Source organism: Thalassococcus arenae, assembly GCF_019104745.1.
Classification (GTDB): Bacteria; Pseudomonadota; Alphaproteobacteria; order Rhodobacterales; family Rhodobacteraceae; genus Thalassococcus_B; species Thalassococcus_B arenae.
In genome coordinates this window covers 577,484-592,316 of sequence record NZ_JAHRWL010000001.1, presented here as the reverse complement: position 1 = coordinate 592,316, position 14,833 = coordinate 577,484, and the positions used below count along the sequence as shown (strand labels likewise).

Annotated in this window: 16 protein-coding genes and 1 other RNA gene; 7 read left to right on the top strand and 10 right to left on the bottom strand. The window is 65.2% G+C overall.

What is annotated here, in order from left to right:
* Positions 1–99 precede the first annotated feature (99 nt).
* Positions 100–1,728 (bottom strand): AMP-binding protein, encoded by a 1,629-nt coding sequence (locus KUH32_RS02895; protein ID WP_217776560.1) that lies wholly within the window; start codon positions 1,726–1,728, stop codon positions 100–102.
* 85 nt (positions 1,729–1,813) lie between these two features.
* Here KUH32_RS02895 and KUH32_RS02890 point away from each other — a divergent pair, with 85 nt between their 5' ends.
* Together KUH32_RS02890 and KUH32_RS02885 are read left to right on the top strand one after the other, a co-directional pair.
* On the top strand, positions 1,814–2,467 hold the full coding sequence (locus KUH32_RS02890) for a sulfotransferase family 2 domain-containing protein (protein ID WP_217776559.1): 654 nt from the start codon (positions 1,814–1,816) through the stop codon (positions 2,465–2,467).
* Between the two features lie 82 nt (positions 2,468–2,549).
* Complete coding sequence (locus KUH32_RS02885) at positions 2,550–3,233, top strand: Crp/Fnr family transcriptional regulator (protein WP_217776558.1); 684 nt, start codon at positions 2,550–2,552, stop codon at positions 3,231–3,233.
* 15 nt (positions 3,234–3,248) lie between these two features.
* On the opposite strand, the gene KUH32_RS02880 is transcribed toward KUH32_RS02885, so the two are convergent.
* Positions 3,249–3,878: a ribonuclease T2 family protein gene (locus KUH32_RS02880; protein ID WP_217776557.1), complete on the bottom strand. Its 630-nt coding sequence runs from the start codon at positions 3,876–3,878 to the stop codon at positions 3,249–3,251.
* 132 nt (positions 3,879–4,010) lie between these two features.
* Between KUH32_RS02880 and KUH32_RS02875 the strand changes: the two genes are divergently transcribed.
* Entirely contained in the window at positions 4,011–4,772 is a 762-nt protein-coding gene (locus KUH32_RS02875) for a DUF1013 domain-containing protein (protein ID WP_217776556.1), read from the top strand.
* Positions 4,773–4,831: 59 nt separating this feature from the next.
* Here the strand turns inward: KUH32_RS02875 and KUH32_RS02870 are convergent, their stop codons facing one another.
* The 5 genes from KUH32_RS02870 to KUH32_RS02850 all read right to left on the bottom strand — a co-directional run bounded on the left by KUH32_RS02870 (position 4,832) and on the right by KUH32_RS02850 (position 8,714).
* On the bottom strand, positions 4,832–5,524 hold the full coding sequence (locus KUH32_RS02870) for a hypothetical protein (RefSeq protein WP_217776555.1): 693 nt from the start codon (positions 5,522–5,524) through the stop codon (positions 4,832–4,834).
* Between the two features lie 87 nt (positions 5,525–5,611).
* The gene (gene recR / locus KUH32_RS02865; RefSeq protein WP_217776554.1) at positions 5,612–6,205 is read right to left on the bottom strand and encodes a recombination mediator RecR; all 594 of its coding nucleotides are present in this window, start codon (positions 6,203–6,205) and stop codon (positions 5,612–5,614) included.
* Positions 6,206–6,232: 27 nt separating this feature from the next.
* Positions 6,233–6,577: a YbaB/EbfC family nucleoid-associated protein gene (locus KUH32_RS02860; protein ID WP_217776553.1), complete on the bottom strand. Its 345-nt coding sequence runs from the start codon at positions 6,575–6,577 to the stop codon at positions 6,233–6,235.
* Between the two features lie 17 nt (positions 6,578–6,594).
* Entirely contained in the window at positions 6,595–6,987 is a 393-nt protein-coding gene (locus tag KUH32_RS02855) for a hypothetical protein (protein ID WP_217776552.1), read from the bottom strand.
* Entirely contained in the window at positions 6,963–8,714 is a 1,752-nt protein-coding gene (locus tag KUH32_RS02850) for a DNA polymerase III subunit gamma/tau (RefSeq protein ID WP_217776551.1), read from the bottom strand. Before KUH32_RS02850 ends, KUH32_RS02855 begins: the two co-directional genes overlap by 25 nt.
* 222 nt (positions 8,715–8,936) lie before the next feature.
* Between KUH32_RS02850 and KUH32_RS02845 the strand changes: the two genes are divergently transcribed.
* From KUH32_RS02845 to KUH32_RS02835, 3 genes are all read left to right on the top strand, one after another.
* Positions 8,937–10,466, top strand: a complete 1,530-nt coding sequence (locus tag KUH32_RS02845; protein WP_217776550.1) for an ankyrin repeat domain-containing protein — start codon at positions 8,937–8,939, stop codon at positions 10,464–10,466.
* A 76-nt stretch (positions 10,467–10,542) separates the two neighbouring features.
* Positions 10,543–11,379 carry a KPN_02809 family neutral zinc metallopeptidase gene (gene ypfJ, locus KUH32_RS02840; RefSeq protein WP_217776549.1) on the top strand — a complete coding sequence of 279 codons (837 nt, stop codon included), beginning with the start codon at positions 10,543–10,545 and terminating at the stop codon, positions 11,377–11,379.
* Between the two features lie 4 nt (positions 11,380–11,383).
* A complete protein-coding gene (locus KUH32_RS02835; RefSeq protein WP_217776548.1) occupies positions 11,384–11,893 on the top strand; it encodes a protein-tyrosine phosphatase family protein in 510 nt (169 codons plus the stop codon).
* Between the two features lie 68 nt (positions 11,894–11,961).
* Here KUH32_RS02835 and ffs read toward each other — a convergent pair.
* Positions 11,962–12,060, bottom strand: an RNA gene (ffs, locus tag KUH32_RS02830) — signal recognition particle sRNA small type.
* A 102-nt stretch (positions 12,061–12,162) separates the two neighbouring features.
* Between ffs and KUH32_RS02825 the strand changes: the two genes are divergently transcribed.
* Positions 12,163–13,269: a THUMP domain-containing class I SAM-dependent RNA methyltransferase gene (locus KUH32_RS02825; RefSeq protein ID WP_217776547.1), complete on the top strand. Its 1,107-nt coding sequence runs from the start codon at positions 12,163–12,165 to the stop codon at positions 13,267–13,269.
* On the opposite strand, the gene KUH32_RS02820 is transcribed toward KUH32_RS02825, so the two are convergent.
* Positions 13,270–14,034, bottom strand: a complete 765-nt coding sequence (locus KUH32_RS02820) for an ABC transporter permease (RefSeq protein WP_217776546.1) — start codon at positions 14,032–14,034, stop codon at positions 13,270–13,272. It abuts the gene before it with no gap.
* Entirely contained in the window at positions 14,031–14,825 is a 795-nt protein-coding gene (locus KUH32_RS02815; RefSeq protein ID WP_217776545.1) for an ABC transporter ATP-binding protein, read from the bottom strand. Before KUH32_RS02815 ends, KUH32_RS02820 begins: the two co-directional genes overlap by 4 nt.
* Positions 14,826–14,833 lie beyond the last annotated feature (8 nt).

Here is a 14,833-nt window from a genome sequence, read left to right as displayed (position 1 = left end):
TCAGAACCCGCTACCGCACAACGACCGAAGTCTAGCCGCCAAATCGCAAGGCGCATAACGAATTGCGACCTTGCGCGTCCGACAGCGTCCGACAAGCGCTCACAAGGACTTGGCCAGCGCGCGCAGTTCGAATTTCTGTATCTTGCCGGTCGATGTCTTGGGCAGTTCCTGGAAAACGACCTTTTTCGGCGTCTTGAACCCCGCCAGACGGTCGCGGGCGAAGGCGATCAGTTCGGCTTCGGTCGCGACGTGGTTGTCCTTCAGTTCGACGAAGGCGCAGGGCACTTCGCCCCATTTCTCGTCCGGTTTCGCCACCACGGCGCAAAGCAGGACCGCCTCGTGGCTCATCAGCACGCCCTCGACTTCGACCGAGCTGATATTCTCGCCCCCCGAGATGATGATGTCCTTGGCCCGGTCGGCGATCTGGATGTAGCCGTCGGGATGCTGCACCGCGATGTCGCCCGAGTGGAAATAGCCGCCGGCAAAGGCCTCGGCGGTCGCGGCGGGGTTTTTCAGGTATCCTTTCATGACCGCGTTGCCGCGGATCATGATCTCGCCCTTGGCGATGCCGTCGCGGGCGATCGGCTGGCCGGTGTCGTCCTGTACCTCGATATGCTCCATCATCGGAAAGGCCACGCCCTGGCGGGCCTGGATCGCGGCCCGCGCGTCCTGGTCCAGCCCGTCCCATTGGTCGCCCTGCCACAGGCATTCGGTGACATGACCGTAGGTTTCCGTCAGCCCGTAGACCTGCATGACGTTGAAACCCAACTGGCCGATCTTGGCCAGCGTGGCGGGGGCAGGGGGTGCGCCTGCGGTGAACACCTCGACCCGGTGGTCGAAATCGCGGCGTTCGGCATCCTTGGCGTTGACGATCATGTTCAGCACGATCGGCGCACCGCCGAAATGGGTGACGCCTTCGTCGGCGATGGCGTCATAGATATTGCGGGCCGTGATGTCGCGGCAGCAGACCAGCGTGCCGCCCAGAAGCGGCATCATCCATGTGTGGTTCCAGCCATTGCAGTGAAACAGCGGCACGATGGTCAGATAGACCGGGCGCAGCGCCATCTGCCAGCTGACCGTCGTGCCCATGCACATCAGGTACGCGCCGCGGTGATGATAGACGACGCCCTTGGGTCGACCGGTGGTGCCCGAGGTGTAGTTCAGCGCCAGGCTTTCCCATTCGTCCTGCGGCATGATCCAGGCGAAATCGGGATCGCCCGTGGCCAGCAACGCTTCGTATTCGGTGAAATGCCCTTGCGCGTGGGCACCGCCATGATCGTCGGCCACTTCGATCACGGTGGGTGCGGGGCCTTCCATCCTGTCGATCGCCTCGGCCAGCATCGGCAGGAATTGCGGATCGCACAGCACGACCCTGGCACCGCCATGATCGAGGATATACGCCACCGTGTCGGGGTCGAGCCGCGTATTGATCGCGTTCAGCACCGCGCCGCAGGCGGGCACGCCGAAATGGGCTTCGGCCTGGGCGGGAATGTTGGGCAGGATGGTGGCGACCACGTCGCCCGGTTCGACCCCCAGCCCGGCCAGGGCCGAGGCCAGCCGCGTGCAGCGGTCCAGGTATTCGGCATAGGTCTTGCGATGCGCCCCGTAGACCACGGCCATGCGGTCTGGCCAGACCGCGGCGGCACGCCTGAGGAACGACAACGGCGTCAGCGGCACGTAATTCGCCGCGGTCCGCTCCAACCCGGTTTCGTCCTTCATCCAGCCCATCGCAGCCTCCCAAGATGTTCCGGGGATGCACGATATGCGAAACGCCCGGGATTGCCAGCGGCGAAACGCCCGCTAGGCTGCGGCCATGATCATCTCGCCCGGGCGCAACTTCATCTTCGTGCACATCCCCAAGACCGGCGGCACCTCGATGGCGCTGGCGCTCGAGGATCGCGCCCATCGCGACGATATCCTGATCGGTGACACCCCAAAGGCGCAAAGGCGCAAGGGGCGACTGAAAGGGCTGACACCGCGCGGGCGGCTGTGGAAGCATGCGACGCTGGCCGATATCGACGGCGTTCTGACGCCCGGGCAGATCGCCGGGATGCTGGTGTTCACGATGGTGCGCAATCCCTGGGACCGGATGGTCAGCTATTATCACTGGCTGCAGGATCAGACCTTTGCCCACCCGGCCGTAGCGCTGGCCAAGACCCTGAACTTCGCCGATTTCCTGCGGCACGACGAGACGGCCAAGTCGGTCAGCAAGTGGCCCTATCCCCGCTACGTCACCGACGCCACCGGAACCGAACGCCCGGCGCTGTTCCTGCGCTTGGAGCATCTGGAGACGGACATCGCGCCGTTGGCCGATCACCTGGGGTTCATGCCCGACCTGCCGCATGCGAACCGGTCGAATCGAGACGCCTACCAAATGTACTACACCGATGACCTGGCAGCGCTTGTCGGTCGGTATTGCAGCGCGGATATCGGGCGTTTCGGGTACCGGTTTGACATAGATCAATAAGTTCGACCGGTCGTTTTGATCCGTGTCATAAAACTCGGATTTCACCGCCGCTAGAAATGATGCACGAGAGGAGCATCATTTCATGACACCCAGCGATCGCAAGGAATTCGAAGGCGCCGCCCTGTTCCGCAACCTGTCCCCCGAAGTCAGGGATTGCTTGGCGAAAAAGGCCGTGGTGCGGGATTACCCGCGCGGCAGCACGATTGGTTTGCAAGGCGACGAAGCCTGCTCGCTCAAGCTGATCTTGTCCGGCTGGGTCAAGCTCTATCGCGTCGCTTCGAACGGCGAAGAAGCGATCCTCGAAACGCTGGATCGCGGCCAGAGCTTCGATGAACTGGCGGCGCTGGACGGCGCCGAATCCTCCTCCTCGGCTGAAGCGCTGACGGATGTGCGGTTGCTGCATCTCGACCTTCAGGCGATCTGCCAGTGCGACCGCGCGCGGTCGGAAATCCACGCCGTCGTGCTGCGCGCCGCCGCCGCCCACTTGCACAAACTGACCAACCAGGTCGAGCAACTCAAGATCCGCACCACCACCGACCGGCTGGTCGGGTTCCTGGCCGAACTCAGCGCGACGCATCAGGATGCGGACGAAATCGAATTGCCCTATGGCAAGGTGGCCTTGGCCGGAAAGCTGGGAATGAAGCCCGAAAGCCTGTCGCGCGCCTTCGCCAAGCTCAAGTCCATTGGCATCGTCAGTGACCTGCGCCGGGTCATCATCGCCGACCGCAAGGCTTTTCACGCCTACCGACAGCAGGCCGGGTTCTGATCGGGAAACACGGCCCTAGCGGATAGGATCGAACAACGCATCCGACATCGTGCAATCGCGCACCACGTCGCGCCCGCAGGGCACCGGTTGCAGGTCCCGCGACAGGCAAAGCCGTGCTTCCTGAATGCGGCCGCGCTTGCAGGTGATGGTCACCATGTCCGGCTCGAGCTGCGGATTGGCCCTGAGAAACGCTTGTTCCACCAGGTCGGCCGCCAGCGTCACCGGCTTTTCGAGCCTGCGGAAAACCTCGGGGCGCACAACAGCGTCATAAGCCCGGCGCGCGGTTGCGTAATAGTCCTGCGCGGACAGCCCCGAACAGACCCCGTGTTTCTTCCACTGGTGCCAGGCCGAACCGCCGGAACCCATGATGTCGGCCATCGCTGCGGTCATCGCCCGCGTGGGCGGGCGTTCGGTCGTCCTGCAATAGGACGGCCAGCCACGATGGTATTGCGGCCAGAGCCCGTGCAGCACCCAGCCGAAATCGGCGTCCTGTTCGCATTGCGGCGACCGCCGCGCGTCGCCTTCCAGCGCGCACCACGTCGGAGACCAGCTGAGCGAGAGCACGTAATAGTCGAATTCGCCGGCGCGGTCGCCGTCTGCACGGACCAGTGTCGCACTCAACAGCAGCAGGACCAACCACCGCATTTCTCTCTTCCCTTGCCCGATCCTGGCCACTATATAGCCCCCGAGTTCCCCGACAACGGCAACTTGTTCCGGCCTCCGGAACCGCTGCGGCGAAAGCCCGGCGCGGGGAGAGATATTGCAAGGAGACGACCCATGGCCAAGCTGCTGCATCCCAAGGCGACCGCCGTCTGGCTGGTGGACAACACCACGATGACCTTCAAGCAGATCGCCGATTTCACCGGTTTTCACGAGCTGGAAATCCAGGGCATCGCGGATGGCGACGTCGCCACCGGTGTCAAGGGGTTCGATCCCGTGGCCAACAACCAGATCGAACAGGGTGAGATCGAGAAGGCCGAAAAGGATCCGCTCTACAAGATCAAGCTGAAATACAATGCCGCGGCCATCGACGAGGAAAAGCGCCGCGGCCCGCGCTACACACCGCTGAGCAAGCGTCAGGACCGCCCGGCGGCGATCCTGTGGCTGGTCAAGTTCCACCCCGAATTGACCGACGGCCAGATCGGCAAGCTGGTGGGCACCACCAAGCCGACCATCCAGTCGATCCGCGAACGCACGCATTGGAACATCCAGAACATCCAGCCCATCGACCCGGTCGCCCTGGGTCTGTGCCGCCAGTCCGAGCTGGACGCCGCGGTCGCCAAGGCCGCCAAGAAGCTGGACACCGTGATGACCGACGACGAACGCCGCAAGCTGGTGTCGACCCAACAGAGTCTCGAGATGGACACCGAACCGCGCCTGCCTTCGGCGATCGAGGGGCTGGAAACCTTCAGCCTGTCCGACCCGCGCGACGATGACGACGAAGACGATCGCAAGGACGCGGATTTCGCCGATGCCGACAGCTTCTTCAACCTGCCGGAAGGTGGGGATGACGACGAGGATGAAGACGACGCGCGCTGAGCCTATGGCCGGCCGAAGAAAACGCGCCCGCATTCCGGGCGCGTTTTTTGTTGTTGCGACTATTGGGGGGCAAGGCCGAACAGCGCGGATACAGCCGGCGCATAGACCAGGCCCCAGAACACGCGGACTGCAAAGGCGGCGGCAAAACCCGTGGCAAGCAGTACCAGCACATTGCGCTTTCTGCCCGCCCACGGCACGCCAAGGATACCCAATGGCAAGGCGAGATAGATCCAGTAGATCGCACCCAGATAGGCGCCGGTGAACACGGCCGCAACGATGTCGAGGGCCAGCACAGGTGCGCGCAAGCTGTCGGTGAAGACCAGCCCTTCGGTCAGGGCCGCCCCGGCCGCGAGCCACAGAACCTGAACAACGCCGCAGGTCATGTAGCGGTGCACCAGACAGAACACCGCCGCCAAGGGCAGGTAATCGCCCTGCGCCAGAATGAACGACGCCGCCGTATCGCGGTGCACACCGCCGATCCCGGTTCCGTCGACCGTCAACGTCAACTCGACCGCCATGCCAAGGCTCCAGGACAGCGCGATATAGGCGGCCGTTCCTGCGGGCCGCCAGTCGCCCGTCCCACGCATCTTGGCCAGTCCCCATGCAAGGCTGGCAAACAGAGGGTATTGCAGCCAGATCATCGGGCTTTCGGGGGCCGTGTCCAGCGCGCCTGCCAGGGCAAACACCATGGCCGCGCAGACGATGGCGATCGGGAAGGCTCGGGAATGGTCACGTTTCGATATACGCGACATGCAGGCCTTTCTCGTCGGGATGGATCACCCCATTGCGGGTGCGTCGGCCAACACGTCCAACGGGCACGCGATGCCGGTGCGTGCCGCTCAGACCGGTTTGCGCGCGTTCAGCGCCGCGGTGATCGTGCCGTCGTCCAGATAGTCCAGCTCGCCACCGATCGGCACGCCCTGCGCCAGCGAAGTCAGGGTCACGCGGCCTTCCAGTTGATCGGCTATGTAATGCGCCGTGGTCATCCCGTCGACCGTGGCGTTCAGCGCGAGGATCACCTCGGTCACGGCTTCGGTCTCGATCCGGGTCAGCAGGGCGGGGATGCGCAGGTCGTCGGGCCCGACTCCGTCCAGCGCCGAAAGCGTGCCGCCCAGCACGTGGTAGCGGCCCTTGAAGACGGCCGCGCGTTCCATCGCCCAAAGGTCAGCCACGTCCTCGACCACACAGATCAGCCCCGTGGCGCGTTTCTCGCTGGCGCAGATCGCGCAGATGTCGCTGGTGCCGATATTGCCGCAATTCAGGCATTCCCGCGCTGTCTGCGCCACCCGGGCCATCTGGTCGGCCAGCGGCTGGAGCAGCAGCGCGCGCTTGCGGATCATGTGCAGCACCGCGCGCCGGGCCGAGCGCGGCCCGAGGCCCGGCAGGCGGGCCATCATCTCGATCAGCGCGTCGATGTCGTTGCGGTCTGACATGGGATCGATCCGGAGCAGCTGGAACGCCTAGAAGGGCAGCTTCATGTCCGCCGGCAGGCCCATTTCCTCGGTCAGTTTGCGCATCTCGTCCTGGGCCCGGTCAGAGGCCTTGGCCTGGGCATCCTTGATGGCGGCCAGGATCAGGTCCTCGACCACTTCCTTGTCGTCGCTGTTGAAGATCGACGGGTCGATGTCCAGCGCGGTCAATTCGCCCTTGGCAGTGGCGGTCGCCTTGACCAGTCCCGCCCCGGATTCGCCGGTCACGGTCATGGTCTTGAGGTCTTCCTGCAGTTGCGTGACCTTGGTCTGCATCTCCTGCGCAGCCTTCATCATCTTGGCCATGTCGCCAAGCCCGCCCAATCCCTTTAGCATCCGTCTCTCCTGAATGGTCAAAGCCGCTCTTCGCGGCGGAAGGTGAAGATCACCGCTGCCAGACATATCGCAGCCGAAGCGGCGATGAACAAGGTGGGCTGTGCTACGCAGCCTTCCTCCATCGCCGCAAAGAGCAGCGGATCGGAGTGCAGCACCAGGTAGCTGATGAAGGCCGACCACATGAGTGCCGCCAAGGCGGTTCCCATCGCGTGGCGGAACAGCACGGCGACCAGCAGCGCGGTGGTCAGGAACAGACCGGCGGGCGACAGGAACAGGCCCATGGCCTCGCCCGCGAGGGTCTGCGGCGTGCCGTCCCATCCCGGACGCAGCTTGTCGCAGACTTCGGCCGCCGCCGTACCGGGTAGCGACAGCGCGGTCAGAACGGTCAGTCTTCCTCGAAGGGATCCCATTCGTCGTCCACCTCTGGCAGGGCATCGCCCTGCGCTTGCGCAGCCAGTGCCTCGGGTGTGCGGACCTCGACGATTTCCGCCTTGGGGAACGCCGCCAGCGTCGCCTGCACCAGCGGGTGTTCGGCGGCGCGTGCTTTCAGCGCATTGGTCTCGGCGTTTCGCGTTTCGTCGATGGTCGGCGCGTTGCAGCCGTTCACGACGGTCACGGCCCAGCGGTTGCCGGTCCAGCGCTGCAAGGCCGCACCCAAACGCTGGGCAAGGTCCGGCGCGGCATCGTCGGCGGGCGTGAATTCGATCCGGCCGGGTTGATAGGCGGCAAGGCGCAGCCCGGTTTCGACCTCGACCAACAGCTTGACGTCGCGGTTGCCGCGGATGAGTTCGACCACATGGGCAAAGCTGGGAAAGCGCGCCAATGCCTGATCGGCGGCCAGTGCCGTGGCTGCGCCGCCCGACCTGGCGACAGGCCCGCGCGGCGCGGCATGGGTTGGCGCCGGTGTGCCCGCCGCGGTGACGCCACCGCCCGAAGACCCGATCGGCGCACCGACGGGACCCGGAGACGGCGGCGGTGGGGTATCCTGCAGCTTTCGGATCAACTCGTCCGGGGTCGGCAGGTCGGCGACATGGGTCAGCCGGATCACCGCCATCTCGGCCGCCATCATCGCGGACGGCGCTTGCCCGACCTCTTCGATGGCCTTGAGCAGCATCTGCCACATCCGGCCAAGCGCGCGCATGCCAAGCCCATCGGCAAAGGACAGCCCGCGGGCGCGTTCATCGGGGCTGATCGTCGGATCTTCGGCGGCGTCGGGCGTGATCTTGACCACCGAAATCCAGTGCGTCAGTTCCGCCAGATCGCGCAGAACCGCCAGCGGATCGGCCCCGTCGGCATATTGTTCGCCGAGTTCGGTCAGCGCGCCCGCCGCGTCGCCGCGCATGATCCGTTCGAACAGGTCCATCACGCGACCGCGATCCGCCAATCCCAGCATGGCGCGAACCTGATCCGCCGAGGTTTCGCCCGCGCCGTGGGAAATCGCCTGATCCAGCAGTGACGTCGCATCGCGGGCCGAGCCTTCGGCGGCGCGGGTGATCAATGCCAGCGCTTCGTCGGTGATCTCGGCGCCTTCGGCATCGGCGATCCTGCGCAGCAGCGCGATCATCACCTCGGGTTCGATCCGGCGCAGATCGAAGCGCTGGCAGCGCGACAGGACGGTGACCGGTACCTTGCGGATCTCGGTCGTGGCAAAGATGAACTTCACATGCGCGGGCGGCTCTTCGAGCGTCTTCAACAGCGCGTTGAAGGCGTTGTTCGACAGCATGTGCACTTCGTCGATGATGTAGATCTTGTAGCGCGCCGAGGCGGCCCGGTAGTGCACGCTGTCGATGATCTCGCGCACATCGTTCACGCCGGTATTCGAAGCGGCGTCCATCTCGATCACGTCGACATGGCGGCCTTCCATGATCGCGGTGCAATGCTCGCACGTGCCGCAAGGATCGGTTGTGGGGCCGCCGTTGCCGTCCGGCCCGATGCAGTTCATCCCCTTTGCGATGATCCGCGCGGTCGTGGTTTTGCCGGTGCCGCGGATGCCGGTCATGATGAAGGCCTGCGCGATGCGGTCGGCCTTGAAGGCGTTGCGCAGGGTGCGCACCATCGCATCCTGCCCGACGAGATCGGCAAAGGTCTCGGGGCGGTATTTGCGGGCGAGAACCTGATAGGGCTTCTTGTCGGACATGTCTGCCTGATCGCTGCGAACCACGCGATCCTAAGCGGCGGCGGCGGGGGTCACAAGGCGGTTGATTTGACCGGCCCGTTGCGCGACGCTGGGTCTGGCCCGATTGCAGGGGGCCGCCGGTCCGCGGAAAGCGCAAGCACCTGCCTCAAGACGGAAATTCCCTGGGATTTCGGTATTCCTGCCCGGAACGAGCGGACAGACGGGCCTGACGGGAGAACCGGAATGACTGAACTTTCGCTGGATGATTTGCGCCGCGAGGCGAAAAAACTGCACCGCGCCTTTGCAACGGGCGATGTTCTGGCCGTGCAGCGGGTGAAACAGGCGCGGCCGCGCGACGACCTGGGCGCGCTGAAACATGCGGACTTCCTGCACGTCATTGCGCAAGAACAGAAATTCGGCAGTTGGCCGCGGCTCAAGCTGGCGGTCGAAATGCATGGCATGAACCGGGCGGCGCGCTTGCAACGGCTGCGTATCGCGCTGTTTCACGGGCAGAACTGGCAGGCCGAGGCGCTGCTGGCCGACGACCCCGATCTTGCCGGCAGCGACTTTGGTCTGGCCTGCGCGCTGTACGACATCGACGCCGTGCGCACTGCGTTGGCGAACAAACCGGCGCTGGCGGTGACACCGATCGGCCCGCGCCGTCCGATCCTGCATCTGGCGTTCTCGCGCTGGCACAAGGCGCGGCCCGAGTTGAAACAAGACATGATTGCCGTGGCCGAAGCGCTGGTGTCGCATGGCGCAGACGTCAACGACGGATTTCCGGTTGCGCAAGGCGACGATCACCTCTTGTCGGCGCTCTACGGCGCCATCGGCCATGGCGACAACATGGCACTGGGTCGCTGGCTGTTGGCGCACGGCGCCGATCCCAATGACGGCGAGTCGCTGTACCATGCGACCGAGCTGGGACATCACGACGGCTTGCGCATGCTGCTGGCGGCGGGTGCGCGGCCGAAAGGAACGAACGCCTTGCTGCGGGCGATGGATTTCCACGACCACGCAGCGGTGGGCCTGTTGCTTGCCCATGGTGCCGATCCCAACGAATTCGACGACGCCGTCATCGGCGGCGAAACGCCGTGGGTCATTCCAGCCCTTCACCAGGCCGCACGGCGGATGTGCGACCGTCGGATGGCCGATCTGTTGCTCGATGCCGGGGCCGATCCGCAGCGGCGCTATCAGGGCGCGCACCCCTACGCCTTCGCGCGCATCTTCGGCAACCGCGCCGTCGCCGCGGCGCTGGAGGCGCGCGGCGCGGTCTGCGATTTCAGCTCCGCAGAAACGTTGTTGGTGCAAGCGGCAGAGGGTCAGGCCACGCCCGGCGCCTTTGTCGACCCCGCGGGCCTGCCCGACGCTTACGACAACCTGATCCGCGTCATTCTGCACCTGCCCGAAAAGTCCGGGCACGTGCGCCGGCTGGTCGATCTTGGATTGCCTTACGACCAACCCGACAGCGAGGGTCTGACACCCGTGCAGGTCGCCGGCTGGGAAGGGCTGCCGGACATGATGGACTACCTGCTTTCGCTCAGGCCCGATCTGACCCACGTGAACGGGTATGGCGGCACGTTGCTTTCGACGATCATTCACGGCTCCGAGAACAATCCCCAACGCTGGGACCGCGATCACCTGGATTGTCTTCGTCGGGCGCTGGAACATGGTGTTGCCCTGCCGCGCCAGCAGATCGATCAGGCAGGACGCGAGGATGTCGCGATGTTTCTTACCGATTGGGCCGAGACACATCCCGGGCAGGTCGTCTGACTGCAAGGCGGGTATTTTGGCTTAACGAAAAGCGGTCGAACGCCTATCATCGACCGGCTGGACCTGGGAGGATGCCATGCGTTTGAGGGGTGTGCGCGGCAGCCGCAACATCGAGGACCGTCGCCGTGTCACCGGCGGCGGCAGGGCCCGGATCGGTGGCGTCGGGCTTTTGATCGTGCTGGCGGTCGGCTATTTCGCGGGTATCGACGTGACCCCGCTGTTGCAGCAAGGCTTGCCGCAGGAAAGCGCCGCGCCGCGCGAATTGAGCGCCGAGGAAGAGCGCGCGTCCGAGTTCACCTCGCGCGTGCTGGCCACGACCGAAGCGGTCTGGGGACAGGTCTTTCCGCAACAGGTGGGCCGCCCCTACGAGCCACCCGTGTTGGTCCTTTTCTCCGGCCAAACCGCGTCGCCTTGTGGCGGGGCATCGGGGGCGACGGGGCCGTTTTATTGCCCAGCCGATGAAAAGGCGTATCTGGACACCGAATTTTTCGCCACGCTGTCGCGGCAATTGGGGGCCAGCGGCGATTTCGCCGCAGCCTATGTCATCGCCCACGAGGTCGCGCACCATGTCCAGAACGAGTTGGGAATCCTGGGCCAGGTCAACCAGCGCCGACAGGTGGTCGGCCAGACCGAAGCCAACGCCCTGACCGTGCGGCTTGAGTTGCAGGCCGATTGCCTGTCCGGCGTCTGGGCGCGCAACGTCGACGGCTTGCTGGAACCCGGCGACCTGGAAGAGGCGCTGAACGCCGCGCGAATGATCGGCGATGACCATCTGCAGCGGCGGGCGGGACAAGTGCCGCAACCACACAGTTTCACGCATGGAACGTCCGAGCAACGCGCGCGCTGGTTCGCACGCGGGTATCAGACGGGGGACATCAATGCCTGCGACACCTTCGGCGCCCGGTCGCTCTGAGCCTATGGTGATCCACGCGCTGCCCGTGGGTGGTGGGATCCTGGCTCTTTCGCCGCTTCCGGGGGCCGGTGGCGACTATGCAGGCGACCTGGAACATATCGCGGAATGGCGTCCGGCCCTGGTCATCACGCTGACAACCAAGGCAGAAATGGCCGAGGCCGAGGCGCAGGGCCTGGGCGCCGATATCCAGGACCACGGCACCCGCTGGATGCACCTGCCGATTCGGGATTTCGGTGCGCCCGATGCCGGTTTTGCCGAAAACTGGCCCAGACTCAGCGAACAGGCCCGCAAGGCGCTGTCGGGCGGCGGCCGGGTTCTTGTCCATTGTCGCGGTGGCTGCGGCCGGTCCGGCATGGTGGCCCTGCGACTGATGATCGAAGCGGGCGAGGCCAAGGACGATGCGCTGGCGCGTTTGCGTGCCGTACGGCCCTGCGCAGTGGAAACGGAAGAACAGATGGCCTGGGCCATGGCCGCGGAACGCCAGCCGGCGCTGTTCGTGCGGCATTCGGACTGAAGCGGACGATGTCCGACGATGTGCGGGTGAGGCGAACCTGGTCGCGCGTCGCCGCGCGGTTGCGTTCGAAGTGAGAGGCTGGACATCGACCCAAGCGGGACTCGTTGTGGCTGCTTCCTTCCGGACCTGACCAGGTTGGCGAGGCGCTTGCCCGCGCCAACCTCTCGCCGGTTACATAGGCGCCACCTTGCGGATTCGCAAGCGTGCCACGCGGGCACCCGCACCGGATTGGCCTTGCAAAGCCACCCGTTTCGGCCGATTGCCGGGTCATGCAGCCGGAATTCGACATCTTTCTTGCCACTCTGCCCGGTCTCGAAGACACGCTTCGGGACGAGGCCGTCTCGTTGGGTTTCGCGGCACCGCAAGCGGTTCCCGGCGGCGTGACGGTTCGGGGCGGTTGGCCCGATATCTGGCGCGCCAACCTGTCGTTGCGCTGCGCGTCGCGGGTGCTGGTGCGTCTGGCCGCCTTCCGGGCAATGCACCTCGCACAACTCGACAAGCGCGCCCGCAAGCTGGACTGGGCCGCCTGGCTGCGCTCCGACGTGCCGGTCAAGATCGACGCCACCTGCAAGGGTTCGCGCATCTACCACGAAAAGGCCGCCCGCCAACGGATCGAAGGCGCCATAGTCGACACTTTGGGCGCGGCGATCGTCGAAGACGCCCCCTTGCGCCTGATGCTGCGCATCGAGGACGACCTGGCGACGCTGAGCCTGGATACATCGGGCGAGCCGCTGCACCGGCGCGGCCACAAGCAGGCGGTCGGCAAGGCGCCGCTGCGCGAGACGATGGCGGCGGCTTTTCTGCGGCAATGCGGGTTCGACGGGACGCAGCCGGTGGTTGACCCGATGTGCGGTTCGGGCACGTTCGTCATCGAGGCCGCGGAAATTGCGCGCGGCCTGCTGCCGGGCCGGTCGCGCGCCTTTGCCTTCGAACACCTGGCGAGCTTCGACGCAGACGCTTTTGCCGCGCTCAAGTCGCCGCCGTTGCGCGAGACCGGTCTGGTCTTCCGCGGCTCTGACCGCGACCAGGGGGCTGTGCAGATGGCCCGCGCCAACGCCGACCGCGCGGGTGTGGCGGACATAACCGACTTCGCGTGCCACCCGGTGAGCGAAATGCAGCGCCCGGACAGCGCGCCGGGTCTGGTGATGGTCAACCCGCCATACGGCGCCCGGATCGGCAATCGCAAGCTGCTGTTCGCGCTTTATGGCGCTTTGGGCGAGACGCTGAAATCCGGGTTCTCCGGCTGGCGCGTGGGCCTCGTGACCTCTGATGCCGGCCTGGCCAAGGCCACCGGATTGCCCTGGCGGCCGTCCGGCCCGCCGATCCCGCATGGCCCGCTCAAGGTGACGCTCTACCGCACCGATCCTCTGCCCTGATTACCCCTCGGCCGGCCGTTCCGCCCATCCGGCAAAGATCTTTTCCAGCGCCACCACGACGTAATAGAGGACGATGCCAAGGAACGCCAAGGCGATCAGCACGGCGAACATCAACGGGTAGTCGGAATTGGTCTTGCCGCTGTCGAACAACGCCCCCAATCCACGGCCATGGGGCGAGACGATCTCCATCAGGTTGGTGCCGATAAAGGCCAGCGTGACCGCAACCTTCAGCGCGCCAAAGAATTCCGGCAGGGTCTTGGGCAGGGCGATCTTCCAGAAGATCGTAGTTTGCGAGGCACCTAGCGACCGCAGGATGTCGCGGTATTCGGGTTCCAGCGTCGACAATCCGATGCTGACCGACACGGCGATCGGGAAGAACGAAATCATGAACGCGATCAGAACCGTGTTGAAATCGTGCGCGCCCACGAACATCAGTGCCACGATGGGAACCACTGTGGCCTTGGGAATGGCGTTGAACCCAACCAGCAGTGGGTAGAGCGCATCGCGCATGGTTCGGGAAAACCCCATGATCATGCCGATGGCCGTGCCGACGACGATGGCCAGCAACAGACCCACGACCGTGCGCCACAGGGTCTGCCAGCCCATGGTCACGAACAGATCCCAGTATTGCTGGTAGGCCGGGATCAGGTCCGAGGGCGAGGCCATCTTGTAGTTCGGCCAGCCATTGATCCAGACCAGCGCTTCCCACAGCACCAGAAAGATCGCCATGGCAAGCAGCGGCACTCCGATCTGGCGCAGGCTCATGCCGCGTCCTCCGGGGCGGCGCGGCCCTGGGCGATCTCGATCTGGTGGCGCAGAATGTGCAGCATGTCGGCGGCCTCGGGCGTGTAGAGATGTTCGATGTCGCGCGGCCCGCTCAGGCCCACGTCCAGCACGTATTGCGTGCGTGCCGGGCGCCCCGACAGCACGACCACCCGGTCGGCCAGAAAGATCGACTCGCGCAGGTCATGGGTGATGAGCACGCCGGTGAACGGTTCTTTTTCCTTCACCTGGTGCATGATCTGCCACAGATCCTCGCGCGTGAAGGCGTCCAGCGCGCCGAAGGGCTCGTCCAGGATCAGCACCTCGGGCTGGTGCACCAGTGCCCGGCAGAGCGAGGCCCGCTGGCGCATGCCGCCGGACAATTCCGACGGGCGCTTGTCCTCGAAACCCTCCAGCCCCACCAGCGCCAGCAGGTAACGCGCCCGTTCCTCCTGCTCGCGCTTGCTCAGCTTGGTGGGCACGATTTCCAGCGGCAGCATGACGTTCTTGAGAATCGAACGCCATTCCAGCAGGACCGGGTTCTGGAATGCCATGCCGACCGTCGCGCGGGGCGATTTCACCTTTTCGCCATGCAGCCAGACTTCGCCCGCGTCGGGTTTCATCAGACCGGCGATCAACTTGGTCAAGGTGGATTTGCCGCAGCCCGATGGGCCGACCACGGCGACGAAACCGCCTTCGGGCACTGACACGTCCAGCCCGTCCAGCACCGGCAGTTTGCCGGATGCGGTGTCATAGGCGTGGCGCACGCCCTTGATGTCGATGAGGTTCTGCATGGGGCAAG

Excerpts from the sequence above, each read along its gene's own strand:
- KUH32_RS02895 (WP_217776560.1), bottom strand. The coding sequence starts at position 1,728 with ATGGGCTGGATGAAGGACGAAACCGGGTTGGAGCGGACCGCGGCGAAT.
- KUH32_RS02890 (WP_217776559.1), top strand. The coding sequence starts at position 1,814 with ATGATCATCTCGCCCGGGCGCAACTTCATCTTCGTGCACATCCCCAAG.
- KUH32_RS02885 (WP_217776558.1), top strand. The coding sequence starts at position 2,550 with ATGACACCCAGCGATCGCAAGGAATTCGAAGGCGCCGCCCTGTTCCGC.
- KUH32_RS02880 (WP_217776557.1), bottom strand. The coding sequence starts at position 3,878 with ATGCGGTGGTTGGTCCTGCTGCTGTTGAGTGCGACACTGGTCCGTGCA.
- KUH32_RS02875 (WP_217776556.1), top strand. The coding sequence starts at position 4,011 with ATGGCCAAGCTGCTGCATCCCAAGGCGACCGCCGTCTGGCTGGTGGAC.
- KUH32_RS02870 (WP_217776555.1), bottom strand. The coding sequence starts at position 5,524 with ATGTCGCGTATATCGAAACGTGACCATTCCCGAGCCTTCCCGATCGCC.
- recR (WP_217776554.1), bottom strand. The coding sequence starts at position 6,205 with ATGTCAGACCGCAACGACATCGACGCGCTGATCGAGATGATGGCCCGC.
- KUH32_RS02860 (WP_217776553.1), bottom strand. The coding sequence starts at position 6,577 with ATGCTAAAGGGATTGGGCGGGCTTGGCGACATGGCCAAGATGATGAAG.
- KUH32_RS02855 (WP_217776552.1), bottom strand. The coding sequence starts at position 6,987 with ATGGGATCCCTTCGAGGAAGACTGACCGTTCTGACCGCGCTGTCGCTA.
- KUH32_RS02850 (WP_217776551.1), bottom strand. The coding sequence starts at position 8,714 with ATGTCCGACAAGAAGCCCTATCAGGTTCTCGCCCGCAAATACCGCCCC.
- KUH32_RS02845 (WP_217776550.1), top strand. The coding sequence starts at position 8,937 with ATGACTGAACTTTCGCTGGATGATTTGCGCCGCGAGGCGAAAAAACTG.
- ypfJ (WP_217776549.1), top strand. The coding sequence starts at position 10,543 with ATGCGTTTGAGGGGTGTGCGCGGCAGCCGCAACATCGAGGACCGTCGC.
- KUH32_RS02835 (WP_217776548.1), top strand. The coding sequence starts at position 11,384 with ATGGTGATCCACGCGCTGCCCGTGGGTGGTGGGATCCTGGCTCTTTCG.
- KUH32_RS02825 (WP_217776547.1), top strand. The coding sequence starts at position 12,163 with ATGCAGCCGGAATTCGACATCTTTCTTGCCACTCTGCCCGGTCTCGAA.
- KUH32_RS02820 (WP_217776546.1), bottom strand. The coding sequence starts at position 14,034 with ATGAGCCTGCGCCAGATCGGAGTGCCGCTGCTTGCCATGGCGATCTTT.
- KUH32_RS02815 (WP_217776545.1), bottom strand. The coding sequence starts at position 14,825 with ATGCAGAACCTCATCGACATCAAGGGCGTGCGCCACGCCTATGACACC.